Origin of the sequence: Leucobacter coleopterorum, from assembly GCF_011382985.1 — a bacterium.
Classification (GTDB): Bacteria; Actinomycetota; Actinomycetes; order Actinomycetales; family Microbacteriaceae; genus Leucobacter; species Leucobacter coleopterorum.
In genome coordinates this window covers 2,177,910-2,190,111 of sequence record NZ_CP049933.1, presented here as the reverse complement: position 1 = coordinate 2,190,111, position 12,202 = coordinate 2,177,910, and the positions used below count along the sequence as shown (strand labels likewise).

10 protein-coding genes, 1 tRNA gene and 1 pseudogene are annotated in these 12,202 nt (G+C 60.2%); 11 read left to right on the top strand and 1 reads right to left on the bottom strand.

Going from position 1 to position 12,202, the window contains the following annotated elements:
* The first annotated feature begins 47 nt into the window (after positions 1-47).
* The 3 genes and pseudogenes from G7066_RS10330 to G7066_RS10320 all read left to right on the top strand — a co-directional run bounded on the left by G7066_RS10330 (position 48) and on the right by G7066_RS10320 (position 2,226).
* A pseudogene (locus tag G7066_RS10330) lies at positions 48-1,882 on the top strand (phosphoenolpyruvate carboxykinase (GTP)).
* 122 nt (positions 1,883-2,004) lie between these two features.
* A tRNA-Leu gene (locus G7066_RS10325) sits at positions 2,005-2,078 on the top strand.
* Between the two features lies 1 nt (position 2,079).
* Entirely contained in the window at positions 2,080-2,226 is a 147-nt protein-coding gene (locus tag G7066_RS10320; RefSeq protein ID WP_166330913.1) for a hypothetical protein, read from the top strand.
* 134 nt (positions 2,227-2,360) lie between these two features.
* Here G7066_RS10320 and G7066_RS10315 read toward each other — a convergent pair whose 3' ends face one another.
* On the bottom strand, positions 2,361-3,071 hold the full coding sequence (locus G7066_RS10315; RefSeq protein ID WP_205881424.1) for a TetR/AcrR family transcriptional regulator: 711 nt from the start codon (positions 3,069-3,071) through the stop codon (positions 2,361-2,363).
* A gap of 97 nt (positions 3,072-3,168) precedes the next feature.
* On the opposite strand from G7066_RS10315, the gene G7066_RS10310 reads away from it, so the two are divergent.
* From G7066_RS10310 to G7066_RS10275, 8 genes are all read left to right on the top strand, one after another.
* Positions 3,169-4,119 (top strand): ABC transporter ATP-binding protein, encoded by a 951-nt coding sequence (locus G7066_RS10310; RefSeq protein ID WP_166330910.1) that lies wholly within the window; start codon positions 3,169-3,171, stop codon positions 4,117-4,119.
* A complete protein-coding gene (locus G7066_RS10305) occupies positions 4,116-4,850 on the top strand; it encodes an ABC transporter permease (RefSeq protein ID WP_166330908.1) in 735 nt (244 codons plus the stop codon). Before G7066_RS10310 ends, G7066_RS10305 begins: the two co-directional genes overlap by 4 nt.
* An 89-nt stretch (positions 4,851-4,939) precedes the next feature.
* The gene (locus tag G7066_RS10300; RefSeq protein ID WP_166332024.1) at positions 4,940-6,190 is read left to right on the top strand and encodes an alanine racemase; all 1,251 of its coding nucleotides are present in this window, start codon (positions 4,940-4,942) and stop codon (positions 6,188-6,190) included.
* Entirely contained in the window at positions 6,187-7,491 is a 1,305-nt protein-coding gene (locus tag G7066_RS10295; protein ID WP_166330906.1) for a D-arabinono-1,4-lactone oxidase, read from the top strand. The genes G7066_RS10300 and G7066_RS10295 overlap by 4 nt, the downstream gene beginning before the upstream one ends.
* A gap of 49 nt (positions 7,492-7,540) precedes the next feature.
* Positions 7,541-8,110 (top strand): LemA family protein, encoded by a 570-nt coding sequence (locus G7066_RS10290; RefSeq protein ID WP_166330904.1) that lies wholly within the window; start codon positions 7,541-7,543, stop codon positions 8,108-8,110.
* Positions 8,111-8,121: 11 nt separating this feature from the next.
* Positions 8,122-8,991 (top strand): M48 family metallopeptidase, encoded by an 870-nt coding sequence (locus G7066_RS10285; protein WP_166330902.1) that lies wholly within the window; start codon positions 8,122-8,124, stop codon positions 8,989-8,991.
* A 55-nt stretch (positions 8,992-9,046) separates the two neighbouring features.
* Positions 9,047-10,507: an MFS transporter gene (locus G7066_RS10280; protein WP_166332023.1), complete on the top strand. Its 1,461-nt coding sequence runs from the start codon at positions 9,047-9,049 to the stop codon at positions 10,505-10,507.
* A gap of 90 nt (positions 10,508-10,597) precedes the next feature.
* Positions 10,598-12,091 carry an aspartate ammonia-lyase gene (locus G7066_RS10275; RefSeq protein ID WP_205881423.1) on the top strand — a complete coding sequence of 498 codons (1,494 nt, stop codon included), beginning with the start codon at positions 10,598-10,600 and terminating at the stop codon, positions 12,089-12,091.
* Positions 12,092-12,202 lie beyond the last annotated feature (111 nt).

Below are 12,202 nucleotides of genomic sequence, written 5' to 3'. Positions count from 1 at the left end.
TGACACCGATTCTTACCACTCAAGGTTCATACCCGAGGAGAACGTCAATGGGCACCAACCAGGTCATCGAGATCGCAGATCTCGTGCGCGCCGAAGCCACCACCACCAACCCGGAGATTCTGGAGTGGGTGACCACTGTTGCTGAGCTCGTGAAGCCCGACGCAATCGTGTGGTGCGATGGTTCGCAAGATGAATGGAACCGCATCACCACCGAGATGGTTGAGGCGGGTACTCTCATCCCACTCAACAAGGACCTGCGTCCCGGCAGCTTCCTCGCTCGCTCGCACCCGGCCGACGTGGCGCGTGTCGAAGACCGCACTTTCATCTGCTCAGAAAACGAGGCCGATGCTGGTCCGACCAATAACTGGGTTGCACCCGAGGCCATGAAGGCCGAGCTCAACCCGTACTTCGATGGCGCGATGCGCGGTCGCACCATGTACATTGTTCCTTTCTCGATGGGCCCCGTCGGTGGTGCTATCACGCAGCTCGGCATCGAGATCACCGATTCTCCCTACGCTGTGCTCAACATGCGGATCATGACACGCATGGGACAGGCTGCGCTTGACGGCATCACTCCAGGCAGTGAGTGGGTACGCACGGTTCACTCCGTGGGTATGCCGCTTGAGTACGGGCAGGAAGATGTTGCGTGGCCGTGCAACGACACGAAGTACATCACACACTTCCCGGAGACCCTTGAAGTTTGGTCCTACGGTTCGGGCTACGGCGGCAACGCGCTGCTCTCGAAGAAGTGCTTTGCGCTGCGCATCGCCAGCGTTATGGGCAACAATGAGGGTTGGCTCGCAGAGCACATGCTGCTGCTGAAGCTCACCAACACCGAGTCGGGCAAGTCCTACCACCTCTCCGCGGCGTTCCCGTCTGCCTGCGGCAAGACAAACCTCGCGATGCTGCAGCCGACCATTCCTGGTTGGAAGGTCGAGACTATCGGTGACGACATCGCTTGGTTGCGCCCCGGCAAAGACGGTCGCCTCTATGCGATCAACCCCGAGGCAGGCTTCTTTGGCGTAGCACCCGGCACCGGCGAGACGACCAACCCGGTCGCGATGGAGACCCTGTGGGGCAACACCATCTACACCAACGTTGCGCTGACCGATGACGGCGATGTGTGGTGGGAGGGGAAGACGGATGCGGTTCCTTCGCACCTGATTGACTGGGAGGGCAATGACTGGACTCCCGAGTCTGGCCGTGTTGCTGCTCACCCGAACTCGCGCTTCACCGTGCCGATTCAGCAGACCCCGACGCTCGCACAGGACTGGTACGAACAGGATGGTGTGCCACTTGACGCGATCCTGTTCGGTGGACGTCGCGCCACCAACGTGCCGCTTGTGGCCCAGTCGCTCTCCTGGGAGCACGGTGTGTTCGTTGGTGCCACGGTTTCTTCGGAGCAGACCGCGGCGGCAGAGGGAACCGTTGGCGAGCTGCGCCGTGATCCATTCGCGATGCTGCCGTTCTGTGGATACAACATGGCTGACTACTGGGGCCACTGGCTCAAGATGGGTGAGACTCTTGGCGACAAGGCCCCAAGATCTTCCAGGTCAACTGGTTCCGCAAGGGTGCCGATGGTCGCTTCCTGTGGCCTGGCTTCGGCGACAACTCGCGCGTCATCGACTGGGTAATCCGCCGTGTCGAGGGTGATGTGACCGGCCGCGAGACTGCTATTGGTACCGTTCCCGCCGCGGGAGAGCTGAACCTCAATGGCATCGAGGTACCAGAGGCCGACCTCGAGGAACTGTTCTCGGTGCACGCCGACTCCTGGCTCGCAGAGGCCGACCTTACCGAAGAGTTTTTCGCGCAGTTCGGTGATCGTGTTCCGTCCGCGCTTGGTGAGCAGCTTGCAGGACTGCGTGCGCGACTGAGTAAATAAGCCAACCTGAGCGCCTGGCGCTCACACAAGCCGTAGGTCCCGTCGTTCTGCCCAACGACGGGACCTACTATTTTGTCGGGATCGGTTACGAGTGGGTCCGAATATCTGACAGAATCAATAGGGCCCCCATAGCCCAACAGGCAGAGGCAGTCGACTTAAAATCGATCCAGTCTGGGTTCGAATCCCAGTGGGGGGACGTGCTTGTTGCCAAGATAGTGCTGATCGTCGCGATCCTTCTTGCGATCACCCTGGGAGTGTTTATGAGGGTGCGAGCTTGGCGTCGACGGCTCGCACTGGCAAAAGCACAGCGGCAAACAGAGTTGGATCGGGATCTGAAGCACTAACTAGGTTCGGTCGTTGCTTGCAAGGATCCGTGCGATGATCCGAGCCGTGGCCGCGGGTGACGAGGGCTCGCTCTGCGAGAGTCGGTTGAGGAGCGCGGTGTGGTTGGCAATCGAGAGGATAGCCGTCGCGGTATCTACGTCTCGCTCATCAGGAGTGTCTGACTCTGCGGTGGAATCGTGTGTTGAACTGGAACGAGCCTGCCGGAATCGGAAAACCTGGGTGACGAGCGCGTGATGGCTTGTGAGTAGCGTATCTGCAAACTCCTGTCGTAGTTCGGGGTGGCGAATCCCGTACGCCATAAGCTCGAGCGCAAGCAGTAGGTGGGTGTCCTTCTGTGCTTCTTGCAGCCAGTCTGCGAGAGCAGATTCGTCGACGGTGCCGTCGGAGACCCCGGGAGGTCGGTTGCGCAGTCTAATTCTTGCGCATCTTCGGGTTCCACGGCTGTCACCCGGTCGGTCGAGCGTGCCACGTGACGAATGAGGTCTTGTTTTGAAGAGAAGTTCGCGTAGAGCGCCCCTTTTGTGTAGCCCGCCTTCGATGCGATGTCACCCATAGAGGCCTTTTCGATCCCCTGTTCGGCGAACACCTGGGCCGCGGCGAGAAGAAGCTCCTCACGTGTGCGCGCGGCTTTAGACTGCGCGGGTTTTGGTGTCGCGGCACGCTCGGCCGCGCGGTTGAGCGTTTCTGAGGCTTGGCGAAGACTTTCAGAAACCCCGGACTGAATGTCGGGTACAAGCTCAGAAGCCTGTGAGCCCATTGCCTTTGCGAGGCGAGAGGTGGCCTTTGCGAGTGCCTTCGCCGCCGCCGTGATTGACTCGGAGTGTGCGTCTCCAGGGGTGCTCATATCGAGCATTCTACGCTGCCACACGGAGTTCCGTACCTGTTGGCATGTGATACCGTTAGGTATATTCCGATCGGAATATCTGGCTAAGGGGTTCAATATGCACGATCCGATACTGTCAATACGCGAGCTTTGTAAGCGATACCCCGGCAAACGTGGTGCGATTGCGAGTGCAGGGGTCAACCTAGAGGTCTCCGCGGGAGAGGTCGTTGGTTTGCTTGGGCACAACGGCGCAGGCAAGACCTCGCTCGTGAATCAAATTGTGGGTCTTGTGAAGCCCGATTCCGGCAGCATCACCCTCTCGGGAGTTGATGCCATTGCAAACCCGAGCAAGGCCCGAGCGCTCAGCTGCGTGCAGGCTCAGGCAAATGTGCCGATCACCGGACTCACACCAGCGCGTGCCATCTCTCAGGTGGGCAGAATTCGCGGACTTTCTCGAGCCGCAGCAGAGGCTAATACCGCTCGACTCATCGACGCACTCGACTTGAGTGCGTGGGCAAACGTGCCCGCGCAGAAGATCTCGGGTGGTGTCGCGCGGCTGACGGCCTTCGCTATGGCCGCGGTTGCCCCGAGCAAACTTGTGGTGCTCGACGAACCAACCAATGATGTAGACCCCGTGCGTCGTCAGCTTCTGTGGACGCAGATTCGTGCGCTTGCCGATCAGGGCGCCGCGGTGTTGCTGGTCACGCACAACGTGCGCGAGGCCGAGCACGTTGTTGACCGAGTCGCCATTCTTGACTCTGGGCAGGTGATTCGTGAGGGATCCCGAAGCGAAGTGATGGCGGACCTCGAAGGGCACCTCACACTTGAGATTGACATGATCGATCGCCAGCCAGATTGGCCGGGGGTCGTGACACCGCATCGCCATCACGCGATGCGGTGGGTCGGCACGGCCCCGTCTTCGACCGCCGATGAACTTATTCGCTGGGCCGAGGCCACCGTCAAATCGGGCGAAGCGATGCGGTACGGGATCGCTCCCGTCTCGTTGGAAGACATCTACATCGGCCTGGTTGGTGCGGAAAACACCGAGGCAGAAGGAGCAACAGCATGAACCCCGTTCGTCAGACCTCTCTGCTGCTGCAGTGGCAACTGCGTCGCAACTCAGACTCGATGGTTCTGCTGGTATTGGTGCAGGCCCTGCTTGCCATGACCACGGTGCTTGGTTACAAAATGCTGATCGGCGACGTGACGACCGAGATGGGGCGGTTTCTCGCCACGGGAGCCCCGACTGTCACCTTGATTATGGTGGGGCTCGTGATGACACCGCAGCAGGTCGCGCAGTCAAAAATTGAGGGAACCTTTGACTGGATGCGCACGCTGCCGGTGCCTAGAATTCTGTTTCTTGTCGCTGATCTCTCAATGTGGACCCTCATTGCGTTGCCCGGAATGGTGCTTGGTGTTGTGATCGGGGCTTGGCAGTTCGGGATCACGCTGTCGGTGACTCCGTGGGTGATTCCTGCTGCGTTGCTCGTGTCGCTCACGTCTGCCGCAATTGGCTACGGCCTTGCCGTGGTTGCCAAACCCACGGTTGCCCAGCTCATCTCACAAACTCTGGTGTTTGTGGTGCTGCTATTTTCGCCGATTAGCTACCCCGCTTCACGCATGCCGGAGTGGTTGCAAGCGGTGCATGAGTGGTTGCCGATTGAGCCAATGGCTGACCTGATGCGAGCGACACTTGACTCGCAGCACTTCAGCGTAACGAGCCGAAGTGTGCTTGTGCTTGTTGTGTGGTGCGCACTCGCTGTTGGTGCCGCGAGTTATGCGCTGCGCCGCAGAGTGTAGTCGCCGCTGCCTGAGCACAACACCCTGGCGACGAAACCCTAGCGATAGTGGGCGGCTGCGCTCTACACTTCGACTATGACCCCGAAGCGGTGCTCGACCTCACAGCGGTAGACCTTCGAACGCGGGCTGCACAGCAGCCCTGGCTCAACCCGGAGAGCTACTGGGGTGCATTTACTGCGGCCACGCAGTCCCGATCCGCGCCCGTCGTCGCGTTGAGTGTCGAGGCGCTGCACCACAACGCACACGACCTGCTGCGCCGCGCTGGTGGGATCCCGATTCGCGTTGCCAGCAAGTCAGTTCGCGTGAGAGGTGTGCTCGACGCGGTGCTCGCGTTACCTGGATTTCGTGGGGTGCTTGCCTACACCCTTGCCGAGGCACTGTGGCTTGCCGAGAGTATCGACGATGTTGTGGTCGGGTACCCGACGGCGGATCGAGCCGCTATCCAGCGGTTGGGGGAGAGCGCCCTGGCATGCCAACGGGTCACCGTGATGATCGACAGCGAGGATCAGCTCGACCTCATCGATGCTGCGATCCCACCTGCACAACGAGACGCAATTCGGGTCTGCCTCGACCTCGATGCCTCCTGGCGCAACCTGGTGTTCGGGCACATTGGCGTGAGACGCTCGCCGCTTCGACAACCGCACGAGCTGCAGGCCCTCGCTGCCCGGGTCGAGCAGCGAGCGGGATTCACACTCGTTGGTGTGATGGCCTACGAAGCACAGATCGCGGGAGTGGGCGATCGGCCCGCAGGAAAGCCCGCCGAGGCAGCGCTGCTGCGTACAATCCAGAAGGCGAGCGGAGCAGAACTTGCAGAGCGTAGGGCGGCCGCCATCGCGGCAGTGCGCGAGGTTGCAGAGCTTGAGTTTGTGAACGGTGGTGGCACAGGATCAGTCGAGCGCACTGCCGCGGAGTCCGTCGTGACTGAAGTCGCCGCTGGGAGCGGTCTCTTTGGGCCGCACCTTTTTGACCACTACTCAACGTTTACGCCCGCGCCGGCGATGGCGTTTGCGCTCGATGTGGTGCGCAAACCCACGCGGGATCGCGCCACGCTGCTCGGTGGTGGGTGGATCGCTTCTGGGCCGGCGGCGCCCGATCGACTGCCCTTGCCGGTGTGGCCGGAAGGCCTGAAATACGAGCCTCGTGAGGGAGCTGGCGAAGTGCAAACCCCGCTGCAGGGCGAGGCTGCGCGGCAGCTTGAACCGGGGGACCGAGTCTGGTTGCGTCACACCAAGTCTGGGGAACCTCTTGAGCACACAACCGAGATCGTACCGTTGACCGCGGATGGCTCTGTGCTTCCCGCAATGCCGAGCTATCGGGGAGAGGGGCATTGTTTCTTATGACCATACGCTGGCAGAACTGGGCGAGAACAGAGTCATCCCAACCAGTGCTCGCGGTTGCCCCAAGGAGCATCGAACAGATTGTGCTCGCAGTCAACCGGGCTGCGGAGACTGGCCATGCGGTGAAGGCGATTGGGGCGTCCCATAGCTTCACCGGAGTTGGGGCGACCGACGGCGTGCGGCTCGACATGAGTAGGCTGCGCGGGCTGGTTTCTGCTGATCGGGATCGTGCGCGGGTCACCCTCTGGGGAGGCACGCACCTCTGGGAGCTCCCGGCGATCCTGACACCACTCGGTCTTGCCCTGCACAACATGGGCGACATTGACCGCCAGACCATCACTGGATCCACCCAGACCGGAACGCACGGCACAGGACTGAAATTGGGTGGGCTCGCAACCGCTATCGTTGCGGCGACGCTCGTCACAGGAACCGGCGAGATCCTCACTGTGAGCGAAGACGAGAACGCTGAGTTGCTGCCAGCCGTGGCGCTCGGGATCGGAGCACTTGGGGTGCTCGCTACCGTGACGCTGCAGTGCGTGCCAAAGTATTTGCTGCACGCTGAAGAGATGCCGATGCCGCTTGAAGAGGTGCTCGATACGTTCGTGGAGCGATCGCGCACGACCGACCACTACGAGTTCTACTGGTTTCCGCACACCCGCGGTGCGCGCACCAAAAACAACACGCGGCTTGCCCCGGAAGCCCAAGCTGAACCGCTCGGACGGTTCCAGCGTTTCGCCGACGAGGAACTCGCCAACAACGCCGCGTTTGGTGCTGTTACTGCGATCGGATCTGCGTTTCCGCGAGCCGTGCCACGCCTCAATCGACTTGTGAGCTCGGTGTCGAGTAAGCGCAGCTACAGCGACGAATCTCACAGAGTGTTTGTGACGCAGCGGCGCGTGCACTTTCGTGAGATGGAGTACGGAGTGCCGTTGGAAGCCGTGCCTGACGCTGTGCGAGAAATGCGTCGCATGATCGGCAAGCGCAGGTATCGGGTTTCATTTCCGATCGAGGTGCGCTCGGCTGCAGCAGACGAGCTGTTGATGTCGACCGCAAATGGGCGCGAGACCGGCTACATCGCGGTGCACCTCTACTGGCGTGAGCGTGATCGCAGCTATTTTCGGGAAGCCGAAGCTATTTTGGCTGACCACGAGGGCCGACCGCACTGGGGCAAGATGCACACCCAAAATGCTCGCTCACTGCGAGAACTCTACCCCGGCTTCGAGCGCTTCTTGGCGGTTCGGGATCAGCTTGATCCTGACCGGGTATTTGCTAACCCATATTTGACCCGAGTGTTAGGTGAATGAGCGGCCGATCCCCAGCGAGTTCAGGGGAAGACTCCGTTAGGATTAAACCATGACTGGTGGATTAATTGCTACGCTCATCGTGGCTGGCGTACTTGTCCTGCTGATCGCATACGTGTGGATCACCTACAACTCGCTTGTCACGCTTCGAGTGCGTGTGGACGAGGCGTGGAGCGACATTACGGTGCAGCTCAAGCGTCGAGCTGATCTGATCCCGAGTCTCGTCCAAACTGTGAAGGGTTATGCTGAGCACGAGAAGGGTGTCTTCGAGGCTGTCACGCAGGCTCGTGCCGAGACCGTTTCGGCTCAGGGGCCCGCTGAGGCATCAGTAGCCGAGAACCACATGCAGCAGGCTCTGAAGAGCATCTTTGCAGTAGCAGAGGCATACCCTCAGCTGCAGGCCAGCACCAACTTCCTCCAGTTGCAGAGTGAACTTGTTGACACCGAAAACAAGATTCAGGCGTCGCGTCGTTTCTACAACGGTGGGGTGCGTGAGTTCAACACGAAGATCCAGGTCTTTCCGAACACCATCTTCGTGCGCGGCATGGGCTTCAGGGAGCGCGAGTTCTTCGAGGTTGAAGACGTTGCCGCGATCTCAGAGCCGCCGCGCATTCAGTTCTAGCGGGGTAGGCCGTGTACAGCGCAATACGTCGCAACAAGGTCAATAGTTTCTTTATCATCCTGCTGTTCATCGTGATTGTCGGTGGACTCGGGTGGTTGGCCGCGTACATCTATCGATCGCCCGGCATCGTAATCACCGTTGTGGTGATCTCGGTTGTGTACGCTGCGATTCAGTACTTTGCCGCCGGGCGGCAAGCGATCTCGATGAGCGGGGCCCAGCGCATCACCGAGGCCGATAATCCGCGGCTATACCGTATTGTCGAGAACCTCGCGATCACAACAGGTTCGCCGATGCCCGAGGTCTACATTGTGAACGACCCGGCACCAAACGCGTTTGCGACGGGGCGTGATCCTGAACACGCGATGGTCGCTGCGACAACGGGGCTGCTCGACATCATGACGGACTCCGAGCTTGAGGGTGTTATGGCCCACGAACTCGGTCACGTGCGCAACTACGACATCCGAGTCTCGATGATTGTCTATGGGCTCGTTGTTGCGATCGGCATGATCGCCGATGTGATGGTGCGTGTTGCGTTCTTTGGGCGAAATAACAACGGTAACCCGGTCGTGTTGATTTTCGGCCTTGTAGCGATGATCGTTGCACCCATCATCGCGACGATTGTGCAACTTGCTGTTTCGCGGCAGCGTGAGTATCTCGCCGATGCCACCGGAGCATTGACCACGCGGCACCCAGAAGCGCTCGCGAGCGCACTGCACAAGCTCTCCGAGTACGGGCGGCCGATGCAAAAACAGAGCTCGAGCATGGCCCACCTGTGGATTGCGGATCCGCTCAAGCCGGGTGTGATGCAGAAGCTCTTCGCGACACACCCGCCGATTCCAGATCGGATCCGCCGCCTGCTCGACATGGGCGGTAAGTTCTAACGACACGGCGTAAGGTTGAGGGGTAGCCGAGGAGGTCGCCCCGCCAGTGTCAAACATGTTCCGCTCGCTCGCCGTACGCAACTACCGCATCTGGTTCTTCGGGGCGCTCGTGTCGAACATTGGCGCGTGGATGCAGGCCACCACTCAAAACGGGGTCGTGTTGACCGAGCTCACCACCCATAACGCCTCGGCGGTCGGTGTGACGATGGCACTGCAGTTTGGTCCGCAGCTGCTGCTTGTGCCCTTTAGCGGGGCCGTGGCGGACCGTTTCGAGCGTCGTCACGTGTTGCTTGTGACTCAGTCGCTGCTGATGCTGTTTGCGGCGGGGCTCGGCGTGCTGCTCGTTACCGGACAGGCAGAGCTGTGGCACCTGTACGCGTTTGCGCTGGGGCTTGGGATCGTGAATGCCTTTGACACCACCGCGCGACAGGCGTTTGTATCTGACCTCGTGGGCCCCGCGAACCTCTCCAACGCGGTTGCGTTGAACTCCGCATCCTTCAACTCCGCCAGGTTGGTTGGTCCCGCTGTCGCGGGTGTGCTGATTGCTGTCGTTGGATCCGGTTGGGTATTTATGATCAACGCGGTCTCGTTTCTCGGTGTGCTCGGTGCGCTGCTGCTCATTCGTACGGTGGCCAAGTCAGCGCCCAAGGCAAACCAGCGTGAATCCCAGCTGCGGCAGCTTTCTGCTGGATTGCGATACGTACGTTCACGACACGACATGATCGTTGTGTTTGTGATGGTGTTTCTGCTTGGTACGTTCAGCATGAACTTCCCAGTGATGTCTTCAACGATGGCCGTTGAGTTTGGGCGGGGCGCGGGCGACTACGGATTGCTCTCTTCGATTCTTGCCATCGGATCGCTTACGGGTGCACTGCTGGTGGCAAAACGCCCCGCGGCTCGCATGCGCGTTGTGATTATTGCGGCGGGTGGGATCGGTGCCGTCAGCGTGTTCGCCGCTGTGATGCCCACGTTCTGGACTTTTGCGCTCACGCTCATCTTTCTTGGGTTCGCCATTTCAACGCTGCTCACGACCGCAAACGGCTTTGTACAGACCACAACCGACCCGACCGTTCGTGGGAGGGTGCTGGCACTGTACGTTGCCGTACTGATGGGTGGCACTCCCATCGGTGCGCCACTTGTAGGGGCCGCTGCAGATACACTGGGCGCACGATCCACGCTTGTGATCAGCGCCGTAGCCGCCTTCCTCGCGTTTGGAATCGGTATGACCTGGCTGCTGGTCGAGCGGCAATTGCGCTTCCATCGTGATGAGGGCCTGCGGTTCACTGTGACGCACGTCGGGAGGCCCGGCGTTGACGATGACCATGCTCAGCAGACCGAAACGCTCACCGCGCCGATCTCTGTGCTGCGAAGGGACGAAGAACTGCTGGTGCCAGGGGAGTCGGCTCCGCAAGACGGGGCTGTTGCCGATGCGACGACCGGCGTGATCCTGATTGATGGCATCGCAAGTGAGGACGAAGGTGACGATCCCGCGCGCGAAGCTGATCGCAACCCGTGATGCATTGGCCGAGAACAGCGTTCGAGGATAGGCTTGTGGACGTTCATGCGGCATCATCCGCACCCTTTGACTATGGAGCAAAGATAACTGGTGACTGACTACCTGGCGGCTCAGACTCGCACGGAGACGGACTCGATTGGCAGCCTGGAGATCCCAGCAACTGCATACTGGGGTGTCCATACGGCTCGAGCACACGAGAACTTCCCGATTGCTCGTCGTCCAATCTCGGTGTACCCCGACTTCATCCGCGCGTTTGCGTGTGTAAAGCAAGCTGCGGCGCGTGCCAATCTTGAGATCGGAGCGCTCGACGAGCAGCGCGCGGTTCTCATCGACCGCGCGTGCGAAGAGATCAAAACTGGCATGCTGCACGATCAGTTTGTTGTTGGGGTAGTGCAGGGTGGTGCTGGCACCTCAACGAACATGAACGCCAACGAGGTCATCACCAACCGCGCGCTTGAGCTTGCGGGCCACCCGAAGGGTGACTACGCGTTCATCAACCCGAACGATCACACGAACCACAGTCAGTCGACCAACGACACTTACCCAACCGCAATCAAGATTGCGCTCGCATTTTCGCTCGACAGCCTACTCGAAGAGCTGAAGCTGCTTTCTGAATCCTTTGCTGCCAAGGGGCGCGAGTTCTCACACATAGTCAAGGTGGGGCGCACGCAGTTGCAGGATGCCGTGCCGATGACGCTCGGGCAGGAGTTCAATGCGTTTGCAGTGACACTGCGTGAGGACATCGAGCGTTTGCAAGAGGCAGTGACCCTGCTGCGCGAGGTCAACATGGGAGCCACCGCTATCGGCACCGGCATCAACGCTCCCAAGGGCTACAAAGAAGCTGTGATCAAGCACCTGCGCGACATCACGGATCTTGAGCTAGTCACCGCGGGTGATCTCGTGGAGTCCACGAGCGACACCGGTGTGTTCATTACATTCTCGGGTGCCCTGAAGCGCAGTGCGCTGAAGCTTTCCAAGATCTCGAACGACCTGCGTCTTCTGTCGTCGGGACCGCAGGCTGGCCTCGGCGAGATCAACCTGCCTGCGCGCCAAGCCGGATCCTCGATTATGCCTGGCAAGGTCAACCCGGTGATCCCGGAGGCCGTATCTCAGGTTGCGTACGCGGTTGCGGGATCAGACGTCACCGTGTCGATGGCCGTCGAAGCTGGTCAGCTGCAGCTCAACGCGTTTGAGCCCATTATTGCCCACTCGATTTTCCAGTCGATTACTTGGCTAGAGCGCGCCTGCCAGACCCTGCGCGTCAACTGCGTCGATGGCATCACAGCGAACGAGGATCGTCTCGAAGACATGGTGTCGCGTTCCGTGACCGTCATCACGGCGCTCGCGCCCGTTATCGGTTACTCTGAGGCAGCGAAACTTGCCAAGGAGGCACTCGCGACAAACGCCAAGATCTCAGATCTTGTTGTGTCTCGTGGACTGCTCGGCGAAGAAGAGCTCTCTGACTTGCTGCAGCCCCTGAAACTCGCGGGTCTCGCTCCCGAGACCGGTGCGATTGACATCGTGCCGGGCAACCCGGAGAAGACTGAACCAGCGCCAGCAAAGGTTGATTCGGTTAAGAATTAGTCTTGCGGAACGCAAAGTAGGGCGGTGGGAATCCTGGATCCCCACCGCCCTAACGCTCGCACCGCTGCAGAACTGCAACGAGTCGTGGCTAACCCATGGCGAAATCCGACT

Excerpts from the sequence above, each read along its gene's own strand:
- G7066_RS10315 (WP_205881424.1), bottom strand. The coding sequence starts at position 3,071 with ATGAGCACCCCTGGAGACGCACACTCCGAGTCAATCACGGCGGCGGCG.
- G7066_RS10295 (WP_166330906.1), top strand. The coding sequence starts at position 6,187 with ATGACCATACGCTGGCAGAACTGGGCGAGAACAGAGTCATCCCAACCA.
- G7066_RS10310 (WP_166330910.1), top strand. The coding sequence starts at position 3,169 with ATGCACGATCCGATACTGTCAATACGCGAGCTTTGTAAGCGATACCCC.
- G7066_RS10280 (WP_166332023.1), top strand. The coding sequence starts at position 9,047 with ATGTTCCGCTCGCTCGCCGTACGCAACTACCGCATCTGGTTCTTCGGG.
- G7066_RS10305 (WP_166330908.1), top strand. The coding sequence starts at position 4,116 with ATGAACCCCGTTCGTCAGACCTCTCTGCTGCTGCAGTGGCAACTGCGT.
- G7066_RS10290 (WP_166330904.1), top strand. The coding sequence starts at position 7,541 with ATGACTGGTGGATTAATTGCTACGCTCATCGTGGCTGGCGTACTTGTC.